At 54.8% G+C, this 21,490-nt stretch carries 18 protein-coding genes; 9 read left to right on the top strand and 9 right to left on the bottom strand.

Annotation, left to right across the window (positions count from 1 at the left end; translation table 11 throughout):
• The 9 genes from tuf to rpoC form a co-directional block, all read left to right on the top strand.
• A partial coding sequence (tuf, locus tag ACTJI7_RS22365; protein ID WP_440670974.1) for an elongation factor Tu occupies positions 1-1,026 on the top strand: 1,026 nt, incomplete at its 5' end.
• A 227-nt stretch (positions 1,027-1,253) separates the two neighbouring features.
• A complete protein-coding gene (secE, locus tag ACTJI7_RS22370) occupies positions 1,254-1,637 on the top strand; it encodes a preprotein translocase subunit SecE (RefSeq protein WP_003862342.1) in 384 nt (127 codons plus the stop codon).
• A 1-nt stretch (position 1,638) separates the two neighbouring features.
• Positions 1,639-2,184, top strand: coding sequence for a transcription termination/antitermination protein NusG (nusG, locus tag ACTJI7_RS22375; RefSeq protein WP_003862341.1), 546 nt, complete (start codon positions 1,639-1,641; stop codon positions 2,182-2,184).
• A 156-nt stretch (positions 2,185-2,340) separates the two neighbouring features.
• Positions 2,341-2,769 (top strand): 50S ribosomal protein L11, encoded by a 429-nt coding sequence (gene rplK, locus ACTJI7_RS22380; RefSeq protein WP_008503452.1) that lies wholly within the window; start codon positions 2,341-2,343, stop codon positions 2,767-2,769.
• 3 nt (positions 2,770-2,772) lie between these two features.
• Positions 2,773-3,477, top strand: a complete 705-nt coding sequence (gene rplA / locus ACTJI7_RS22385; protein WP_006810530.1) for a 50S ribosomal protein L1 — start codon at positions 2,773-2,775, stop codon at positions 3,475-3,477.
• A 289-nt stretch (positions 3,478-3,766) separates the two neighbouring features.
• A complete protein-coding gene (rplJ, locus tag ACTJI7_RS22390) occupies positions 3,767-4,264 on the top strand; it encodes a 50S ribosomal protein L10 (protein ID WP_003862338.1) in 498 nt (165 codons plus the stop codon).
• 66 nt (positions 4,265-4,330) lie between these two features.
• Complete coding sequence (rplL, locus tag ACTJI7_RS22395; RefSeq protein ID WP_002445276.1) at positions 4,331-4,696, top strand: 50S ribosomal protein L7/L12; 366 nt, start codon at positions 4,331-4,333, stop codon at positions 4,694-4,696.
• A gap of 319 nt (positions 4,697-5,015) precedes the next feature.
• Positions 5,016-9,044 (top strand): DNA-directed RNA polymerase subunit beta, encoded by a 4,029-nt coding sequence (gene rpoB / locus ACTJI7_RS22400; RefSeq protein WP_015569976.1) that lies wholly within the window; start codon positions 5,016-5,018, stop codon positions 9,042-9,044.
• A 76-nt stretch (positions 9,045-9,120) separates the two neighbouring features.
• A complete protein-coding gene (gene rpoC / locus ACTJI7_RS22405; RefSeq protein WP_028015097.1) occupies positions 9,121-13,344 on the top strand; it encodes a DNA-directed RNA polymerase subunit beta' in 4,224 nt (1,407 codons plus the stop codon).
• Positions 13,345-13,402: 58 nt separating this feature from the next.
• Here rpoC and ACTJI7_RS22410 read toward each other — a convergent pair whose 3' ends face one another.
• From ACTJI7_RS22410 to thiC, 9 genes are all read right to left on the bottom strand, one after another.
• Positions 13,403-13,720: a PTS lactose/cellobiose transporter subunit IIA gene (locus ACTJI7_RS22410; protein WP_008503455.1), complete on the bottom strand. Its 318-nt coding sequence runs from the start codon at positions 13,718-13,720 to the stop codon at positions 13,403-13,405.
• Positions 13,720-14,028 (bottom strand): PTS sugar transporter subunit IIB, encoded by a 309-nt coding sequence (locus ACTJI7_RS22415; protein WP_010425948.1) that lies wholly within the window; start codon positions 14,026-14,028, stop codon positions 13,720-13,722. The genes ACTJI7_RS22410 and ACTJI7_RS22415 overlap by 1 nt, the downstream gene beginning before the upstream one ends.
• A 146-nt stretch (positions 14,029-14,174) precedes the next feature.
• On the bottom strand, positions 14,175-15,716 hold the full coding sequence (locus tag ACTJI7_RS22420; RefSeq protein ID WP_192979229.1) for a sensor domain-containing diguanylate cyclase: 1,542 nt from the start codon (positions 15,714-15,716) through the stop codon (positions 14,175-14,177).
• Between the two features lie 337 nt (positions 15,717-16,053).
• Entirely contained in the window at positions 16,054-17,181 is a 1,128-nt protein-coding gene (thiH, locus tag ACTJI7_RS22425) for a 2-iminoacetate synthase ThiH (RefSeq protein ID WP_192979230.1), read from the bottom strand.
• Positions 17,178-17,948 (bottom strand): thiazole synthase, encoded by a 771-nt coding sequence (thiG, locus tag ACTJI7_RS22430; RefSeq protein WP_088204572.1) that lies wholly within the window; start codon positions 17,946-17,948, stop codon positions 17,178-17,180. The genes thiH and thiG overlap by 4 nt, the downstream gene beginning before the upstream one ends.
• Position 17,949: 1 nt before the next feature.
• Entirely contained in the window at positions 17,950-18,150 is a 201-nt protein-coding gene (gene thiS / locus ACTJI7_RS22435) for a sulfur carrier protein ThiS (RefSeq protein WP_028015101.1), read from the bottom strand.
• A complete protein-coding gene (locus tag ACTJI7_RS22440) occupies positions 18,134-18,889 on the bottom strand; it encodes a HesA/MoeB/ThiF family protein (protein ID WP_028015102.1) in 756 nt (251 codons plus the stop codon). The genes thiS and ACTJI7_RS22440 overlap by 17 nt, the downstream gene beginning before the upstream one ends.
• Complete coding sequence (gene thiE / locus ACTJI7_RS22445) at positions 18,882-19,517, bottom strand: thiamine phosphate synthase (protein WP_192979231.1); 636 nt, start codon at positions 19,515-19,517, stop codon at positions 18,882-18,884. Before thiE ends, ACTJI7_RS22440 begins: the two co-directional genes overlap by 8 nt.
• On the bottom strand, positions 19,517-21,412 hold the full coding sequence (thiC, locus tag ACTJI7_RS22450) for a phosphomethylpyrimidine synthase ThiC (RefSeq protein ID WP_063155695.1): 1,896 nt from the start codon (positions 21,410-21,412) through the stop codon (positions 19,517-19,519). The genes thiE and thiC overlap by 1 nt, the downstream gene beginning before the upstream one ends.
• Between the last annotated feature and the right edge of the window lie 78 nt (positions 21,413-21,490).

Here is a 21,490-nt window from a genome sequence, read left to right on the forward strand (position 1 = left end):
CCAGAAGAAAAAGCTCGTGGTATCACCATCAACACCTCTCACGTTGAGTACGACACCCCGACTCGCCACTACGCACACGTAGACTGCCCAGGCCACGCCGACTATGTTAAAAACATGATCACCGGTGCTGCGCAGATGGACGGCGCGATCCTGGTTGTTGCTGCGACTGACGGCCCAATGCCTCAGACTCGTGAGCACATCCTGCTGGGTCGTCAGGTAGGCGTTCCTTTCATCATCGTGTTCCTGAACAAATGCGACATGGTTGATGACGAAGAGCTGCTGGAACTGGTAGAGATGGAAGTTCGTGAACTGCTGTCTCAGTACGATTTCCCGGGCGACGACACTCCAATCGTTCGCGGTTCCGCGCTGAAAGCGCTGGAAGGCGAAGCAGAGTGGGAAGCGAAAATCATCGAACTGGCTGGCTTCCTGGATTCTTACATCCCAGAACCAGAGCGTGCGATTGACAAGCCATTCCTGCTGCCAATCGAAGACGTATTCTCCATCTCCGGTCGTGGTACCGTTGTTACCGGTCGTGTAGAGCGCGGTATCATCAAAGTTGGTGAAGAAGTTGAAATCGTTGGTATCAAAGAGACTGCGAAGTCTACCTGTACTGGCGTTGAAATGTTCCGCAAACTGCTGGACGAAGGCCGTGCTGGTGAGAACGTTGGTGTTCTGCTGCGTGGTATCAAACGTGAAGAAATCGAACGTGGTCAGGTTCTGGCGAAGCCAGGCTCAATCAAGCCACACACCAAGTTCGAATCTGAAGTGTACATCCTGTCCAAAGACGAAGGCGGCCGTCATACTCCGTTCTTCAAAGGCTACCGTCCACAGTTCTACTTCCGTACAACTGACGTGACCGGTACCATCGAACTGCCAGAAGGCGTAGAGATGGTAATGCCAGGCGACAACATCAAGATGGTTGTGACTCTGATCCACCCAATCGCGATGGACGACGGTCTGCGTTTCGCAATCCGTGAAGGCGGCCGTACCGTTGGCGCGGGCGTTGTTGCTAAAGTTCTCGGCTAATCGCTGATAACATTTGACGCAATGCGCAATAAAAGGGCATCATTTGATGCCCTTTTTGCACGCTTTCACATCAGAACCTGGCTCATCAGTGATTAATTTTGTCATAATCATTGCTGAGACAGGCTCTGCGGAGAGCGTATAATACGAAAAGCGAATAGCATTTCGATTGGTTTGCCTCGCACTCGCGGGGTGAAAATGTTTGTAGAATACTTCTGACAGGTTGGTTTATGAGTGCGAATACCGAAGCTCAAGGGAGCGGGCGCGGCCTGGAAGCGATGAAATGGGTAGTTGTAGCCGTGCTGCTGATTGTGGCGATTGTCGGCAACTATCTTTATCGTGACATGATGCTGCCGCTACGCGCGCTTGCAGTGGTAATTCTGATTGCTGCGGCGGGTGGTGTCGCGCTGTTGACGACAAAAGGCAAAGCGACCGTTGCGTTTGCCCGCGAAGCGCGTACCGAAGTCCGCAAGGTCATTTGGCCGACTCGCCAGGAAACATTGCACACCACGCTGATCGTAGCGGCGGTAACCGCTGTAATGTCACTGATCCTGTGGGGACTGGATGGTATTCTGGTTCGCCTGGTATCCTTTATCACTGGCCTGAGGTTCTGAGATGTCTGAAGCCCCTAAAAAGCGCTGGTACGTCGTTCAGGCGTTTTCCGGTTTTGAAGGCCGCGTAGCAACGTCGCTGCGTGAGCATATCAAATTACACAACATGGAAGAGTTGTTTGGCGAAGTTATGGTTCCGACCGAAGAAGTGGTTGAGATCCGTGGCGGCCAGCGTCGCAAAAGCGAGCGCAAATTCTTCCCGGGTTACGTGCTGGTTCAGATGGTTATGAACGACGCGAGCTGGCACCTGGTGCGCAGCGTGCCGCGTGTGATGGGCTTTATCGGCGGCACGTCTGACCGTCCGGCGCCAATCAGCGACAAAGAAGTTGATGCGATTATGAACCGCCTGCAGCAGGTGGGTGATAAGCCGCGTCCGAAAACGCTGTTTGAACCGGGTGAAATGGTTCGTGTTAATGACGGTCCGTTTGCTGACTTTAATGGCGTGGTTGAAGAAGTGGACTATGAGAAGTCCCGCCTGAAAGTTTCTGTTTCTATCTTCGGTCGTGCGACCCCGGTAGAGCTGGACTTTGCCCAGGTAGAAAAAGCCTAAGCAGCGATCAAAAAAGCGACGATTTAATCGTTGCACAAGGCGCGGGATTGGAATACAATTTCGCGCCTTTTGTTTTTATGGGTCCCGGCCCGTAAAACGAATTTTATTCACGGGGAGCCTCCCTGAGGCGCTATTACCCAATCAGAGGATTTTAGAATGGCTAAGAAAGTACAAGCCTACGTCAAGCTGCAGGTTGCAGCTGGTATGGCGAACCCAAGTCCACCAGTTGGTCCAGCTCTGGGTCAGCAGGGTGTGAACATCATGGAATTCTGTAAAGCGTTCAACGCAAAAACGGAATCCCTGGAAAAAGGTCTGCCAATCCCAGTCGTAATCACTGTTTACGCTGACCGTTCTTTCACTTTCGTTACCAAAACCCCTCCAGCAGCAGTTCTGCTGAAGAAAGCGGCTGGTATCAAGTCTGGTTCCGGTAAACCGAACAAAGACAAAGTGGGTAAAATTTCCCGCGCTCAGCTGCAGGAAATCGCGCAGACCAAAGCTGCCGACATGACTGGTGCCGACATTGAAGCGATGACTCGCTCCATTGAAGGTACTGCACGTTCCATGGGCCTGGTAGTGGAGGACTAAGAAATGGCTAAACTGACCAAGCGCATGTCCGTGATCCGTGACAAAGTTGATGCGACCAAACAGTACGACATCAACGAAGCTATTGCTCTGCTGAAAGAACTGGCGACTGCTAAGTTCGTTGAAAGCGTTGACGTTGCCGTTAACCTGGGCATCGATGCTCGTAAATCCGATCAGAACGTTCGTGGCGCAACTGTACTGCCACACGGTACTGGCCGTTCCGTTCGCGTAGCTGTATTTGCTCAGGGTGCAAACGCTGAAGCTGCTAAAGCTGCCGGCGCTGAACTGGTAGGTATGGAAGATCTGGCTGATCAGATCAAGAAAGGCGAAATGAACTTTGACGTTGTTATTGCTTCTCCAGATGCAATGCGCGTTGTTGGCCAGCTGGGCCAGGTTCTGGGTCCACGCGGCCTGATGCCAAACCCGAAAGTGGGTACTGTAACCCCTAACGTTGCTGAAGCGGTTAAGAACGCTAAAGCAGGTCAGGTTCGTTACCGTAACGACAAAAACGGCATCATCCACACCACCATCGGTAAAGTGGACTTTGACGCTGACAAACTGAAAGAAAACCTGGAAGCTCTGCTGGTTGCGCTGAAAAAAGCTAAACCAACTCAGGCGAAAGGCGTGTACATCAAGAAAGTTAGCATCTCCACCACCATGGGTGCAGGTGTTGCAGTTGACCAGGCTGGCCTGAGCGCTGCTGCAAACTAATGCCTTTACGTGGGCGGTGATTTTGTCTACAATCTTACCCCCACGTTTGCTAACGAAAGTTAGCGGCTAAAAGATTTGTTCGTTGGAGCCTGGCCTATCCAGGCCTCCGTCGAAGACCGCAGGTGTTTCGCAAGAAACTTAATCCCCTGCGTAGACGGTGACAGAACGCTAAGATTATTTTTAATACTCTGGCTTGTTTCTGCTCACCGTATTAAGACGCTCTTCCCGTTGGGTTGAGTGAAGTGAGTTCCGGAACATGAGTTCCGGCAAACATCCAGGAGCAAAGCTAATGGCTTTAAATCTTCAAGACAAACAAGCGATTGTTGCTGAAGTCAGCGAAGTAGCCAAAGGCGCGCTGTCTGCAGTAGTTGCGGATTCCCGCGGCGTTACTGTAGACAAAATGACTGAACTGCGTAAAGCAGGTCGTGAAGCTGGCGTATACATGCGTGTTGTTCGTAACACCCTGCTGCGTCGCGTAGTTGAAGGTACTCAGTTCGAGTGCCTGAAAGACACGTTTGTTGGTCCGACCCTGATTGCATACTCTATGGAACACCCGGGCGCTGCTGCTCGTCTGTTCAAAGAGTTCGCGAAAGCGAATGCAAAATTTGAGGTCAAAGCTGCAGCCTTTGAAGGTGAGTTGATCCCGGCATCGCAAATCGATCGCCTGGCAACCCTGCCGACCTACGAAGAAGCAATTGCACGCCTGATGGCAACCATGAAAGAAGCTGCGGCTGGCAAACTGGTTCGCACTCTGGCTGCTGTACGCGATGCGAAAGAAGCTGCTTAATCGCAGTTATCTTTATAAAGCATTTGCTTACGTATAAACTTATTCTGATTTTCAGGAACAATTTAAATGTCTATCACTAAAGATCAAATCATTGAAGCAGTTGCAGCTATGTCCGTAATGGACGTTGTAGAGCTGGTATCTGCAATGGAAGAAAAATTCGGTGTTTCTGCTGCTGCTGCTGTAGCTGTAGCTGCTGGCCCGGCTGAAGCTGCTGAAGAAAAAACTGAATTCGACGTAATTCTGAAAGCTGCTGGCGCGAACAAAGTTGCTGTTATCAAAGCAGTACGTGGCGCAACTGGCCTGGGTCTGAAAGAAGCTAAAGACCTGGTAGAATCTGCTCCAGCTGCGCTGAAAGAAGGCGTGAGCAAAGACGACGCAGAAGCACTGAAAAAATCTCTGGAAGAAGCTGGCGCTGAAGTTGAAGTTAAATAAGCCAACTTTTCTGGTTGCAGCCTAAGCAATTAGGCTGATGGCTGGTGACTTTTTAGTCACCAGCCTTTTTGCGCTGTAAGGCATCAGTAGCATTTCACACTGTTTGACTGCTGATTGTCCTGACAATGCTTGTTTCTATCGACGACTTAATATACTGCGACAGGGTGCTCGCTCTGTGTAAATCGCAATGAAATGGTTTAAGCGTGATAGCAACAGGTATTGCGGAAAGTATTCAATTTTCCGGTCCACAAAATGGTGTTGCACAAACTGTCCCTTCGTCGGACAGATGGGTCGACTTGTCAGCGAGCTGAGGAACCCTATGGTTTACTCCTATACCGAGAAAAAACGTATTCGTAAGGATTTTGGTAAACGTCCACAAGTTCTGGACATTCCATATCTCCTTTCTATCCAGCTTGACTCGTTCCAGAAGTTTATCGAGCAAGATCCTGAAGGGCAGTACGGTCTGGAAGCAGCCTTCCGTTCCGTGTTCCCGATTCAGAGCTACAGCGGTAACTCCGAGCTGCAGTACGTCAGCTACCGCCTTGGCGAACCGGTGTTTGACGTTCAGGAATGTCAGATCCGTGGCGTGACCTATTCCGCACCGCTGCGCGTAAAACTGCGTCTGGTGATCTACGAGCGCGAAGCGCCGGAAGGCACCGTAAAAGACATTAAAGAACAAGAAGTCTACATGGGTGAGATTCCACTCATGACGGACAACGGTACTTTCGTTATCAACGGTACTGAGCGTGTTATCGTTTCCCAGCTGCATCGTAGCCCGGGCGTCTTCTTCGACAGCGATAAAGGTAAAACACACTCTTCCGGTAAAGTACTGTATAACGCACGCATCATTCCTTACCGTGGTTCATGGCTGGACTTCGAGTTCGATCCAAAAGACAACCTGTTTGTCCGTATCGACCGTCGTCGTAAACTGCCTGCAACCATCATTCTGCGTGCACTGAACTATACCACTGAGCAGATCCTGGACCTGTTCTTTGAGAAAGTGATCTTTGAAATCCGCGACAACAAGCTGCAGATGGAGCTGGTGCCGGAACGTCTGCGTGGTGAGACCGCGTCGTTCGACATCGAAGCCGACGGCAAAGTGTATGTGGAAAAAGGTCGCCGTATCACCGCGCGCCACATCCGCCAGCTGGAAAAAGATGATATCAAACACATCGAAGTTCCGGTTGAATACATTGCAGGAAAAGTAGCCGCGAAAGATTACGTTGATGAATCAACTGGCGAGCTGATCTGCCCGGCGAACATGGAGCTGAGCCTGGATCTGCTGGCTAAGCTGAGCCAGTCTGGCCACAAACGTATCGAAACGCTGTTCACCAACGATCTGGACCACGGTCCGTACATCTCTGAGACTGTACGCGTCGACCCAACCAACGATCGTCTAAGCGCGCTGGTAGAAATCTACCGCATGATGCGTCCTGGTGAGCCACCAACTCGCGAAGCGGCTGAAAGCCTGTTCGAGAACCTGTTCTTCTCCGAAGACCGCTACGATCTGTCCGCGGTAGGTCGTATGAAGTTCAACCGTTCTCTGCTGCGCGACGAGATCGAAGGTTCCGGTATCCTGAGCAAAGACGACATCATCGAAGTGATGAAGAAGCTCATCGATATCCGTAACGGTAAAGGCGAAGTGGACGATATCGACCACCTCGGCAACCGTCGTATCCGTTCCGTTGGCGAAATGGCGGAAAACCAGTTCCGCGTTGGCCTGGTACGTGTAGAGCGTGCGGTGAAAGAGCGTCTGTCTCTGGGCGATCTGGATACCCTGATGCCTCAGGATATGATCAACGCCAAGCCGATTTCTGCAGCAGTGAAAGAGTTCTTCGGTTCCAGCCAGCTGTCCCAGTTCATGGACCAGAACAACCCGCTGTCTGAGATCACGCACAAACGTCGTATCTCTGCACTCGGCCCAGGCGGTCTGACCCGTGAACGTGCAGGCTTTGAAGTTCGAGACGTACACCCGACTCACTACGGTCGCGTATGTCCAATCGAAACGCCTGAAGGTCCAAACATCGGTCTGATCAACTCCCTGTCCGTGTACGCACAGACAAACGAATACGGTTTCCTTGAGACCCCGTATCGTAAAGTGACCGACGGTGTGGTTACCGACGAAATTCATTACCTGTCTGCTATCGAAGAAGGCAACTACGTTATCGCTCAGGCGAACTCCAACCTGGATGACGAAGGTCACTTTGTAGAAGATCTGGTTACCTGCCGTAGCAAAGGCGAATCCAGCTTGTTCAGCCGTGACCAGGTTGACTACATGGACGTTTCCACCCAGCAGGTGGTATCCGTCGGTGCGTCCCTGATCCCGTTCCTGGAACACGATGACGCCAACCGTGCATTGATGGGTGCGAACATGCAACGTCAGGCCGTTCCAACTCTGCGTGCTGATAAGCCGCTGGTTGGTACCGGTATGGAACGTGCTGTTGCCGTTGACTCCGGTGTTACAGCAGTGGCTAAGCGTGGCGGTACCGTTCAGTACGTTGACGCATCCCGTATCGTTATCAAAGTTAACGAAGACGAGATGTATCCGGGCGAAGCGGGTATCGACATCTACAACCTGACCAAATACACCCGTTCTAACCAGAACACCTGTATCAACCAGATGCCTTGCGTATCTCTGGGTGAGCCAGTTGAGCGCGGCGACGTGCTGGCAGACGGTCCGTCCACCGACCTCGGTGAACTGGCGCTCGGTCAGAACATGCGCGTAGCGTTCATGCCGTGGAACGGTTACAACTTCGAAGACTCCATTCTCGTCTCCGAGCGTGTGGTTCAGGAAGATCGTTTCACCACCATCCACATTCAGGAACTGGCCTGTGTGTCCCGTGACACCAAGCTGGGGCCAGAAGAGATCACTGCCGACATCCCTAACGTGGGTGAAGCTGCGCTCTCCAAGCTGGATGAATCCGGTATTGTTTACATCGGTGCGGAAGTGACCGGCGGCGACATTCTGGTAGGTAAGGTGACGCCGAAAGGTGAAACCCAGCTGACTCCAGAAGAGAAACTGCTGCGTGCTATCTTCGGTGAGAAAGCGTCTGACGTTAAAGACTCTTCTCTGCGCGTACCAAACGGTGTTTCCGGTACGGTTATCGACGTTCAGGTCTTCACTCGTGATGGCGTTGAGAAAGATAAGCGTGCGCTGGAAATCGAAGAGATGCAGCTCAAACAGGCTAAGAAAGACCTGTCTGAAGAACTGCAGATCCTCGAAGCAGGTCTGTTCAGCCGTATCTATGCGGTGCTGGTTGCCGGTGGCGTTGAAGCTGAGAAGCTCGACAAACTGCCACGCGATCGCTGGCTGGAACTCGGCCTGACCGACGAAGAGAAACAAAATCAGCTGGAACAGCTGGCTGAGCAGTATGACGAACTGAAACACGAGTTCGAGAAAAAACTCGAAGCGAAACGCCGCAAAATCACTCAGGGCGACGATCTGGCACCTGGCGTGCTGAAGATTGTTAAGGTGTATCTGGCCGTTAAACGTCAGATCCAGCCTGGTGATAAGATGGCAGGTCGTCACGGTAACAAGGGCGTTATCTCTAAGATCAACCCGATCGAAGATATGCCGCACGATGCTAACGGTACGCCGGTAGATATCGTACTGAACCCACTGGGCGTACCGTCTCGTATGAACATTGGTCAGATCCTGGAAACCCACCTGGGTATGGCTGCGAAAGGTATCGGCGACAAGATCAACGCCATGCTGAAACAGCAGCAGGAAGTCGCGAAACTGCGCGAATTCATCCAGCGTGCCTACGATCTGGGTACCGACGTGCGTCAGAAAGTCGACCTGAACACCTTCAGCGATGAAGAAGTGCTGCGTCTGGCAGAGAACCTGCGCAAAGGTATGCCAATTGCAACGCCGGTATTCGACGGTGCAAAAGAAGCTGAAATTAAAGAGCTGCTGCAACTGGGTGGTCTGCCAACGTCTGGTCAGATTACGCTGTTTGACGGCCGTACCGGTGAACAGTTCGAACGTCCGGTAACCGTAGGTTACATGTACATGCTGAAACTGAACCACCTGGTCGACGACAAGATGCACGCTCGTTCTACCGGTTCTTACAGCCTGGTTACTCAGCAGCCGCTGGGTGGTAAGGCACAGTTCGGTGGTCAGCGCTTCGGGGAGATGGAAGTGTGGGCGCTGGAAGCATACGGCGCGGCATACACCCTGCAGGAAATGCTCACCGTTAAGTCTGATGACGTGAACGGTCGTACCAAGATGTATAAAAACATCGTGGACGGCAACCATCAGATGGAACCAGGCATGCCAGAATCCTTCAACGTACTGTTGAAAGAGATTCGTTCGCTGGGTATCAACATCGAACTGGAAGACGAGTAATTCTCGCTCAAACAGGTCACTGGTGCCGGGTTAACCCCCGGCACCGGATTGTGCTAACTCCGACGGGAGCAAATCCGTGAAAGATTTATTAAAGTTTCTGAAAGCGCAGACTAAAACCGAAGAGTTTGATGCGATCAAAATTGCTCTGGCTTCGCCAGACATGATCCGTTCATGGTCTTTCGGTGAAGTTAAAAAGCCGGAAACCATCAACTACCGTACGTTCAAACCTGAGCGTGACGGCCTTTTCTGTGCGCGTATTTTCGGGCCAGTAAAAGATTACGAGTGCCTGTGCGGTAAGTACAAGCGCCTGAAACACCGCGGTGTGATCTGTGAGAAGTGCGGCGTTGAAGTGACCCAGACTAAAGTACGCCGTGAGCGTATGGGCCACATCGAGCTGGCGTCTCCAACTGCTCACATCTGGTTCCTGAAATCTCTGCCGTCCCGTATCGGTCTGCTGCTGGATATGCCGCTGCGCGATATCGAACGTGTTCTGTACTTCGAATCTTATGTAGTTATCGAAGGCGGGATGACGAACCTGGAACGTCACCAGATCCTGACTGAAGAGCAGTATCTGGACGCGCTGGAAGAGTTCGGTGACGAATTCGACGCGAAGATGGGTGCGGAAGCTATTCAGGCCCTGCTGAAGAGCATGGATCTGGAGCAGGAGTGCGAGCAGCTGCGTGAAGAGCTGAACGAAACCAACTCCGAAACCAAGCGTAAAAAGCTGACCAAGCGTATCAAACTGCTGGAAGCGTTCGTTCAGTCTGGTAACAAACCAGAGTGGATGATCCTGACCGTTCTGCCGGTTCTGCCGCCAGATCTGCGTCCGCTGGTTCCGCTGGATGGTGGTCGTTTCGCAACGTCCGATCTGAACGATCTGTATCGTCGCGTTATCAACCGTAACAACCGTCTGAAACGTCTGCTGGATCTGGCTGCGCCGGACATCATCGTACGCAACGAAAAACGTATGCTGCAGGAAGCGGTAGATGCCCTGCTGGATAACGGTCGTCGCGGTCGTGCGATCACCGGTTCTAACAAGCGTCCTCTGAAATCTTTGGCCGACATGATCAAAGGTAAGCAGGGTCGTTTCCGTCAGAACCTGCTCGGTAAGCGTGTTGACTACTCCGGTCGTTCTGTAATCACCGTAGGTCCATACCTGCGTCTGCATCAGTGCGGTCTGCCGAAGAAAATGGCACTGGAGCTGTTCAAACCGTTCATCTACGGCAAGCTGGAGCTGCGTGGCCTGGCCACCACCATCAAAGCCGCTAAGAAAATGGTTGAGCGTGAAGAAGCTGTCGTTTGGGATATCCTGGACGAAGTTATCCGCGAACACCCGGTACTGCTGAACCGTGCACCAACCCTGCACCGTCTGGGTATCCAGGCATTTGAGCCAGTCCTGATCGAAGGTAAAGCTATCCAGCTGCACCCGCTGGTTTGTGCGGCCTATAACGCCGACTTCGATGGTGACCAAATGGCTGTTCACGTACCGCTGACGCTGGAAGCCCAGCTTGAAGCGCGTGCGCTGATGATGTCTACCAACAACATCCTGTCTCCAGCGAACGGTGAACCAATTATCGTTCCTTCTCAGGACGTTGTATTGGGTCTGTACTACATGACCCGTGACTGTGTTAACGCCAAAGGCGAAGGCATGGTGCTGACTGGCCCGAAAGAAGCTGAGCGTATTTATCGCGCTGGCCTGGCCTCTCTGCATGCGCGCGTTAAAGTGCGTATCACCGAATACGAAAAAGATGCAAACGGCGAATTCGTTGCGAAGACCAGCCTGAAAGACACGACCATTGGCCGTGCCATTCTGTGGATGATCGTACCGAAAGGTCTGCCTTTCTCCATCGTCAACCAGGCGCTGGGCAAGAAAGCGATCTCCAAAATGCTGAACACCTGTTACCGCATTCTGGGTCTGAAGCCGACCGTTATCTTCGCTGACCAGACAATGTATACCGGCTTTGCTTATGCAGCGCGTTCAGGTGCATCTGTTGGTATCGATGACATGGTCATCCCAGAGAAGAAACACGAGATCATCTCTGAAGCGGAAGCTGAAGTTGCTGAGATCCAGGAGCAGTTCCAGTCTGGTCTGGTAACCGCGGGCGAACGCTACAACAAAGTTATCGATATCTGGGCAGCGGCGAACGATCGTGTATCCAAAGCGATGATGGATAACCTGCAAACCGAAACCGTGATTAACCGTGACGGCGTCGAAGAGCAGCAGGTTTCCTTCAACAGCATCTACATGATGGCCGACTCCGGTGCGCGTGGTTCTGCAGCACAGATTCGTCAGCTGGCAGGTATGCGTGGTCTGATGGCGAAGCCAGATGGCTCCATCATCGAAACGCCAATCACCGCGAACTTCCGTGAAGGTCTGAACGTACTCCAGTACTTCATCTCCACGCACGGTGCGCGTAAAGGTCTGGCGGATACCGCACTGAAGACAGCGAACTCCGGTTATCTGACGCGTCGTCTGGTTGACGTTGCGCAGGATCTGGTTGTGACCGAAGACGATTGTGGCACCCTCGAAGGTATCACCATGACCCCGGTTATCGAGGGTGGTGATGTTAAAGAGCCGCTGCGCGATCGCGTACTGGGTCGTGTGACCGCGGAAGACATTCTGAAGCCGGGCACCGCAGACATTCTGGTTCCACGCAATACGCTGCTGCACGAACAGTGGTGTGACCTGCTGGAAGCGAACTCTGTTGACTCTGTGAAAGTGCGTTCCGTTGTATCCTGTGACACCGACTTTGGTGTGTGTGCACACTGCTACGGTCGTGACCTGGCGCGTGGCCACATCATCAACAAAGGTGAAGCCATCGGCGTTATCGCGGCACAGTCCATCGGTGAGCCGGGTACACAGCTGACGATGCGTACGTTCCACATCGGTGGTGCGGCATCTCGTGCGGCTGCTGAATCCAGCATTCAGGTGAAAAACAAAGGTAGCATCAAGCTCAGCAACGCGAAGTCTGTTGTTAACTCCGCAGGCAAGCTGGTTGTGACCTCTCGTAACACCGAGCTGAAGCTGATCGACGAATTCGGTCGTACCAAAGAGAGCTATAAAGTGCCTTACGGTGCGGTTATGGCGAAAGGTGATGGCGAGCAGGTTGCCGGCGGTGAAACCGTTGCAAACTGGGATCCACACACCATGCCGGTAATCACCGAAGTAAGTGGTTTCATCCGCTTTACTGACATGATCGACGGCCAGACCATTACTCGTCAGACCGACGAGCTGACCGGTCTGTCTTCTCTGGTGGTTCTGGATTCTGCTGAACGTACTACCGGCGGTAAAGATCTGCGTCCTGCACTGAAAATCGTTGATGCTCAGGGTAACGACGTTCTGATCCCGGGTACCGATATGCCTGCGCAGTACTTCCTGCCGGGTAAAGCGATTGTACAGCTGGAAGATGGCGTACAGATCAGCTCTGGTGACACCCTGGCGCGTATTCCTCAGGAATCCGGCGGTACCAAGGACATCACCGGTGGTCTGCCACGCGTTGCGGACCTGTTCGAAGCACGTCGTCCGAAAGAGCCTGCAATCCTGGCTGAAATCAGCGGGATCATCTCCTTCGGTAAAGAGACTAAAGGTAAGCGCCGTCTGGTTATCACCCCAGTAGATGGCAGCGAGCCGTACGAAGAGATGATTCCTAAGTGGCGTCAGCTCAACGTGTTCGAAGGCGAACGTGTAGAACGTGGTGACGTGGTTTCCGACGGTCCAGAAGCGCCGCACGACATCCTGCGTCTGCGTGGTGTGCATGCTGTTACTCGTTACATTGTTAACGAAGTACAGGACGTATACCGCCTGCAGGGCGTTAAGATTAACGATAAGCACATCGAAGTTATCGTTCGTCAGATGCTGCGTAAAGCAACCATCGAAAACGCGGGCAGCTCCGACTTCCTGGAAGGCGAGCAGGTTGAATACTCACGCGTTAAGATCGCTAACCGCGATCTGGAAGCGAACGGCAAAATCGGTGCGACCTTCGCACGCGATCTGCTGGGTATCACCAAAGCGTCTCTGGCAACCGAGTCCTTCATCTCCGCAGCATCGTTCCAGGAAACGACTCGTGTCCTGACCGAAGCCGCTGTTGCTGGTAAACGTGATGAACTGCGCGGTCTGAAAGAGAACGTCATCGTGGGTCGTCTGATCCCTGCCGGTACCGGTTATGCGTACCATCAGGATCGTATGCGTCGTCGCGCTGCGGGCGAACTGCCAGCAGCACCGCAGGTTACTGCTGAAGATGCATCCGCGAGCCTGGCAGAACTGCTGAACGCAGGTCTGGGCGGTTCCGACAACGAGTAATCGTTGATGCCGTAAATAAAAAACCCGCCTCGGCGGGTTTTTTTATATCTGCATTTCTTCAATTCACTAGCGGGATGCGTCGATAAAGCTCAATCATATCGCCCGCCAGATCCTGAATAACCATCGCGTTCATCAGGTGGTCCTGAGAATGAACGGTGATTAGGTTAACCGGCAGTTTCCCGGTCCCTTCGTCAAGTCCAATAAGCTGCGTCTGGATCGTATGCGCGTGCTTCACATATTCGCGGGATTCTTCCATCGCTTTTTCAGCTTCGTCAAACTCACCTTTACGCGCCATCTGCAGAGCCGTCAGGGCCGCACTGCGGGCCGCACCGGCGTTGACCAGCAGTTCCATGATTGTGGTTTCTAAGTCTTCCATTATGACTCCAGCAGTTTAAGCGCTTTTTCCAGTACGGCATCGCCTTTCATCATGCCGTAATCCATCATGTCGATCACCGCGACCTTTTTGCCCAGCGGGTCGGCCTGGGCCTGCAGTTTAGCCTGCTCGTATTTAACCTGTGGCCCCAGCAATACGATGTCGGCCGTCGCGATATTGTCTTTAAACTCCGCAACCGGAACGGCTTTAATGGTGACTTCAACCCCTTTTTTCTGCGCGGCATCTTTCATACGTTGAACCAGCATGCTGGTTGACATTCCCGCTGCACAGCATAAAACGATGTTCTTCATAATCAGCCTCGATCTACATGTGTTTATTGATAATTATCCTGCGCAGAGAGCTTCAACAACCGCTTTACCGCGATTGTGTGTCAGGCATCACAAAGAAAGCGGCATTTTTCTGAAACCGGTTACAATTCTTCGAGTAAGAGAGAAAGTCAGCCGACGGCAGTGCGAACAATACGGTTTTTTCCCTGCTTTTTAGCACTGTAGAGCGCGTTATCAACGCTACCTACAAATTCTTCCAGCGGTTCGAAGTGCCATTCACCCAGACCCGCGCTGAACGTGACGTGAAGATTGTCTTCCCGCCATACGCGTCTTGCAACGGCGGTGCGCCATGCGTCAAGCAATGAAAATGCGGCAGCGATCTGCTCGGCCTGGAAAATTACCGCGAACTCTTCACCACCATAGCGATAGACCGAGACGTGGTGGGGCTGCATTATCTGGATCCCCTCGCGCGCCACGTTACGCAGGACAATGTCGCCGCTCAGGTGTCCCCACGTGTCGTTAATTGACTTGAAGTTATCAATATCAACCAACGCCATCGCGAAAGGCTGGTGGGCATTTAATAATTCCTCCACATCGTTATCGAACGCACGGCGGTTTTTGCAGCCGGTCAGCGCATCGTGAGTGGCCTGACGAACATACGCCATCTCACGCTCTTTATTGGACTGAATGGTGCGGCTCAGCATCGCTTCCAGACGCGGCGCCTGGCTCACATCGCCCGTTTTGATCGCATTGATAATGGTCATCAACACGGTACGCGAGGCATGACGCAGATAGAGGCCGAAGAGAATGATAATGATGGCCGCCAGCGCGAAACCCCAGCCTACGATTGTCGTTTCGTGTCGGGTGATATCGGTAAGCGTTGCGCCAGAGACCCTGTAGATGACAAACCAGTCCGGATTGGTAAATGAGTAGTAGTAATACCAGGCGTCGGTTTTCTTATCGTAAAGGTGGCCTTCGCCGCTGGTCATTTTATCCATCAGCGCTTCGCTGACGTACTGTTTGAAAAGCACGCCCGTATCAGGGTGCAGCACGACGGCGCCATCGCGTTCGACGACGAAGAATTCCCCCTGAACAGGGGCGACCATCTGACGCAGGGTGTAGCCCATTGACGTTAAGTCGAGATGAAACGCAATCGTACCTTTAAGTCGACCTTCTGGTGAAATCAACGGTTTATAGAGTGTGACCGTCGGATGACCGTTGAAATAGTCCATATAGGGACGGGTGTAGTGGCTGAATATACTGGCTTCAGCATGGGCGACAAACCACGGACGCGTCCGGGGATCGAAGGTTTTACTCTTTTCCGTCTGGAGCACTTCCGGGGCGCGCAGATAATGTCCCTGCGTGTCTGCCAGCGAGATGGATGACACGGTCGGCATCAGGTTTTGCAAATGCATCATCATCTGCAGCCCTTGCGTCGGGTTGACGTTGAGGGTCTCGTTTAGCCTGTCATCGCGTGCAAAATACATCGCGGAGCGGCCCAGGATATAGTCGTTTTCACGCAGGATTGACTCGGTGTAGTTCACCGCAAGGTTATGGGTGAAATTGCCATTAATCTTATGATAGTCCTCAAGGAAATCCTTTCGTTGTGAAAGAGTTACCACGACCGCGATCAGCGCAAAACTGCACAGAATCCCCGCGAAGCTGAGCATAATGGGTCGGGTGAAAGAGAGCTTTTTGCTGTGAAGTGCCATGAGTTGTACATCGATCCTGATGGTGAATATTTTTCGTCTGCCGATATCCTCTCAGCATAGTCGCTGTCCTGCGGTTAGCGGTGAATTATACGGAACACGATTTCAGGCGAGATGATTTATCTTAAGAATCACTAAGAAATTCCTTATCCATACTTTTGCGCCCCTCTTATGCACGGAATCGAAGGCAGGGCGAAACGAGGAAGAAGCTTTTCGCCCTGGTCAGCATCCGTTGCTGACCTGATGACAATAAAAAACCGGACGATCGCTGACAATCATCCGGTTTTACCTTTCCGTAACGCCTCGATAATTTTCTACCGTGTTGCAGTGCGTTACATCGTCATTGCGAGGCTCTTCCCAGCCAGCTGTCCCAGTCTTTCCAGACAGGCTGTAAACCCTGTACCGTCAGGGCGGTGGCAACGGCTTCCGGACGCCGTCCGTCATGCGGTGCAAACTGCTCAAGCTCCGGATGGTCGTCTGCATATCCGCCCGGCTGCGTTTTGGAAAACGCGCTGACGTTGTTAATCGCCAGCGGGATGACGCGATCGCGAAACGCCGGGGATTCACGCGTTGAGAGCGATAACTCCACTTCCGGGGCGAGCAGGCGAAACGCGCAGATGGTCTGCACCAGCTGGCGTTCATCCATCAGCGAAGCCGGTTCAATGCCGCCTGCGCAGGGGCGCAGGCGTGGGAAGGAGATGGAGTATCGGGTCTGCCAGTAGTGCTGTTGCAGCCACAGCAGATGTTCTGCCACCATGTAGCAATCTACCCGCCAGCTGTCGGAAAGCCCAATTAGCGCACCCAGCCCGATTTTGTCGATCCCGGCGCGGCCCAGCCTGTCCGGCGTTTCCAGCCGGAAGAAAAAATCCTGCTTCTTCCCTTTCAAGTGATGCCGCGCGTACGTCGCCTCGTGGTAGGTTTCCTGATAGACCATAACGCCGTCCAGCCCGAGCGTTTTTAACTCCGCATACTCGTCCTGCGACAGGGGCTGAACCTCCATCTGCAACGACGCAAACTCCCGACGTATCGCAGGCAGATGCTGGCGGAAATAGTCCATTCCCACTTTCCCCTGATGCTCGCCCGTGACCAGCAGAAGATGGTCGAACCCCATTTCACGAATAGCAGCACACTCGCGGGCGATCTCATGCTCATCGAGCGTTTTCCGCTTGATGCGGTTGCTCATGGAAAAACCACAGTAGGTACAGTCGTTGGCGCACAGGTTCGAAAGATAGAGCGGGACGTAGAAGCTCACCGTATTGCCAAACCGCTGCCGGGTGAGGCGCTGGGCGCGCTGCGCCATTGGTTCAAGATAGGCGCTGGCCGCCGGGGAGAGCAGGGCCATCAGATCCTCGCGGGTCAGCTGACGGGCATTCAGCGCGCGCTCGACGTCAGCAGTCGTTTTGCTGTTGATGCGCAGGGCAATATCGTCCCAGTTAAGCTCGCGCCAGCGCTCGGTAAACGTGCTCATGAGATCGCCTCCAGAAAACCGGTCAGCGGGCTGGTGGCCTGTGCCTGAAAACTGCGCGAGCCGGGGCCGGACTCTCTGGCCAGTACGCCAGCCTCCACGGCGAGACGAAACGCACGCGCCATCATGACCGGGTCGTCGGCCACCGCAATGGCGGTATTCACCAGCACCGCGTCGGCCCCCATTTCCAGCGCCTGCGCGGCATGGCTGGGCACGCCGATCCCCGCATCCACCACCACCGGCACGGTCGCCTGCTCGATGATGATCTCCAGCATCGCGCGGGTTTCCAACCCCTGATTGGAGCCAATGGGCGCCCCCAGCGGCATGACGGCGGCGCAGCCGACCTCTTCCAGACGCTTACACAGCACGGGATCCGCGCCGCAGTAAGGCAGAACGGTAAACCCCTGCTGCACTAGCTTTTCTGCGGCTTTCAGGGTCTCGATCGGGTCGGGCAGCAGCCAGCGGGCGTCCGGGTGAATTTCCAGCTTCAGCCAGCGGGTGCCGAGCGCTTCCCGCGCCAGCTGTGCGGCGAAAATCGCCTCCTCGGCCGTTTTCGCGCCGGAGGTGTTGGGCAGCAGCGTCACGCCTGCCTCCAGTAGCGGCGCAAGTATGGCATCGTTGTGCTGGCGCAGATCCACGCGCTTCATCGCCAGCGTCACCAGCTGGCTGCCACTTTCACGAATAGCATCCACCATCAGCTGCGGCGAGGCGAATTTGCCGGTTCCGGTAAACAGATGTGAATTAAAGACTTTATCAGCAATACGTAACATCTCAGCCCCCTGCGATAACCTGAAACAGCAGGATCTGGTCGCCTTCATTGACCTGCTGAAGTTCCCACTGCTCGCGCGGCAGGATCTGTTGATTGAGCGCCAGCGCCGTTCCCGGCTTGAGCTGGCGCAATTTGTCGAGCAGGGCGGCAACGGTGAGACCGTCGTCGCACGTCATCGGCTCATCGTTAAACAGAATGCGCATCGTGGCCTCCGCATACCGGGCAGTGGCTGGCGCGGTGTAGTGCCAGATGGCGCCAGCCGCTGGAGCGGGCGTCGAACAGCCGGAGCGTGTTGCGTTCCGTCTCCATGCCGCTGAGCAGCTTGATAGCCTCCAGTGCCTGAAGGGTTCCCATCACGCCCACCACCGGGCCAAGAATGCCTGCCGTGCGGCAGTTACGCTCCGGTTCAGCCTCGTCCGGCCACAGGCAGCGGTAACAGCCCTGCGCCCACGGCGGCGTAAGCACCATTATCTGCCCGCCGAAACCGACCGCGCTGGCGGTGATCAGCGGCGTGTTCTGTGCAACACAGGCCGCGTTGATGGCCTGACGCGTCGCCATGTTGTCCGTGCAGTCCAGCACCGCGTCGGCAAGGGCAACTTCACGTTGCAGCTCGTCTCCGCTAAGCCGCGTCTGGAGCGCAATCAGTTCGATATCCGGATTAAGCTGGTTAAGCCGCTGCCGGGTGATCTGCGCTTTAGGCTGGTTAACATCTTCAGTCGTGAAGAGGATTTGCCGTTGCAGGTTGCTGAGGTGCACCTCGTCGTCATCGGCCAGCACCAGCGTGCCCACGCCCGCACCGGCCAGATACAGCGCGGCGGGCGCGCCTAATCCGCCCAGGCCGACAATCAGTACCCGGCTGGCGAGCAGCTTTTGCTGCCCGTCAATGGCAATATCCTCCAGCAGGATCTGGCGGCTGTAGCGCATAAAATCGCGGTCATTCATCGCCTGCTCCTGCCAGCTGTAAAAGCTGCGCGGTGGCGGACCGCCAGTCTGCCGCCTGGGTGATAGCGCTGACGACGGCGATACTGCCGACGCCGGTCTCCAGCACCGCCGGGGCGCGTTCAAGGCTGATTCCACCGATGGCGACGGTCGGGTAATCGGTAAGGCGCTTAACGTGGCTGGCCAGCTGCGTCAGACCCTGCGGGGCAGAAGGCATCTGCTTGGTTTGCGTCGGAAAAACGTGACCGAGGGCGATGTAGGAGGGGCGTGCCGCCAGCGCCACGTCGATTTCCATATCATCGTGTGTTGAAACGCCAAGGCGCAGGCCAGCCTGGCGAATGGCGTTCAGATCGGTGGTTTCCAGATCCTCCTGACCCAAATGCACGCCGTACGCCCGGTGCTTAACGGCCAGCCGCCAGTAGTCGTTGATAAACAGGCGGGCATTGTAGCGATGCCCCAGCGCGATGGAGGCGACGACGTCGGCCTCCACCTCTTCATCGCGCTTATCTTTGATGCGCAGCTGGAGGGTGCGAACGCCGGCCTCCAGCAGGCGGGCGATCCACTCCACGCTGTCCACCACCGGGTAAAGCCCTAAGCGGAAGGGCACGGAGGGGAAATCGGGCTTGTACATTACGCCTCCTCTTTTTTGAGGTAAATTTCGCCGCCTCTGGCGCGGAAGGTTTCCGACATGTCCGCCATACCGACTTCAATGGTCTGTGCGGCGGCGTAATCCCGCACCTCCTGGCTGATTTTCATCGAGCAGAATTTTGGCCCGCACATGGAACAGAAGTGCGCGACTTTGCCCGACTCCTGGGGCAGGGTTTCGTCGTGGTAGGCGCGGGCGGTAAACGGATCCAGCGCCAGGTTAAACTGGTCTTCCCAGCGGAATTCAAAGCGCGCTTTGGACATGGCGTTATCGCGGATTTGCGCGCCCGGGTGGCCTTTCGCCAGATCCGCCGCGTGGGCGGCAATCTTGTAGGTAATCAGTCCCTGCTTAACGTCCTCTTTGTTGGGCAGGCCGAGGTGCTCTTTCGGCGTCACGTAGCAGAGCATGGCGCAGCCGAACCAGCCGATCATCGCCGCGCCAATCCCGGAGGTGAAGTGGTCGTAGCCCGGTGCGATATCCGTGGTCAATGGTCCCAGGGTGTAGAACGGCGCTTCGTGGCAGTGCTCCAGCTCCTCGGTCATGTTGCGGCGGATCATCTGCATCGGCACGTGGCCCGGGCCTTCAATCATCACCTGCACGTCATACTCCCAGGCGATTTTGGTCAGCTCGCCCAGGGTGTGCAGCTCGGCAAACTGCGCTTCGTCGTTGGCATCGCGGATGGAGCCAGGACGCAGGCCGTCGCCCAGCGACAGCGAGACGTCGTACGCGGCGCAGATTTCGCAGATCTCGCGGAAGTGCTCGTAGAGGAAGTTTTCCTGATGATGAGACAGGCACCATTTCGCCATGATGGAGCCACCCCGCGAGACGATGCCGGTCAGACGTTTCGCCGTCATCGGCACGTAGCGCAGCAGCACGCCCGCGTGGATGGTGAAGTAGTCCACGCCCTGTTCCGCCTGCTCCAGCAGCGTGTCGCGGAACGCTTCCCAGGTGAGGTTTTCGGCGATGCCGTTGACCTTCTCCAGCGCCTGGTAAATCGGGACGGTACCGATCGGCACCGGGCTGTTACGCAGGATCCACTCGCGGGTTTCGTGGATGTAGCGGCCAGTGGAGAGGTCCATCACCGTGTCCGCGCCCCAGCGCGTGGACCAGACCAGCTTTTCCACCTCTTCTTCGATGGACGAGGTGACGGCAGAGTTGCCGATGTTGGCGTTGACCTTCACCAGGAAGTTGCGGCCGATAATCATCGGCTCCGATTCCGGGTGGTTGATGTTGGCGGGGATAATCGCGCGTCCGGCGGCCACTTCGTCACGCACAAACTCCGGCGTGATGTTCTCCGGCAGGCGAGCGCCAAAGCCTTCACCCGGATGCTGGTGGCGCAATATTTCGCTGCGGATGCGCTCGCGGCCCATGTTTTCGCGGATGGCGATGAACTCCATCTCCGGCGTGACGATACCCTGGCGCGCGTAGTGCAGCTGGGTGACGCACTTGCCCGCTCTGGCGCGTTTTGGCGTCAGCAGGCCGGTAAAGCGCAGCTCGTCCAGGCCGTCGTCGGCCAGGCGTTCTTTGGTGTACGCAGAACTGCGTACGCTCAGTTCTTCGCAGTCGTTACGCGCGTCAATCCACGGCTGGCGCAGCTTTGCCAGACCTTGCTGCACGTTGATAGCAACGTCAGGATCGCCGTATGGGCCGGAGGTGTCATACACCGGCACGGCTTCGTTGTCTTCATACTGGGGGTTCTCTTTGCTGCCGCCGATAAGCGTCGGGCTGAGCTGGATTTCGCGCATCGGGACGCGGATATCGGCCTGTGAACCGGTGATGTAGATGCGTTTCGAGTTCGGGAAAGCGGTGCCTTCCAGGGTGTCGATGAAGTGTTGGGCCTGTGCACGCTGTTCGCGGCGGGTCAGTTTTGTTGTAGACATAGCTCATTCCAGAAGTGAAGGACATGGCTTGTCAGACGACGGATGAAGCAAGAGGAGATCGCCCCAGGGGCGATACAA

It is taken from the genome of Enterobacter sp. 22499, assembly GCF_052044815.1.
Taxonomy (GTDB): domain Bacteria; phylum Pseudomonadota; class Gammaproteobacteria; order Enterobacterales; family Enterobacteriaceae; genus Enterobacter; species Enterobacter bugandensis.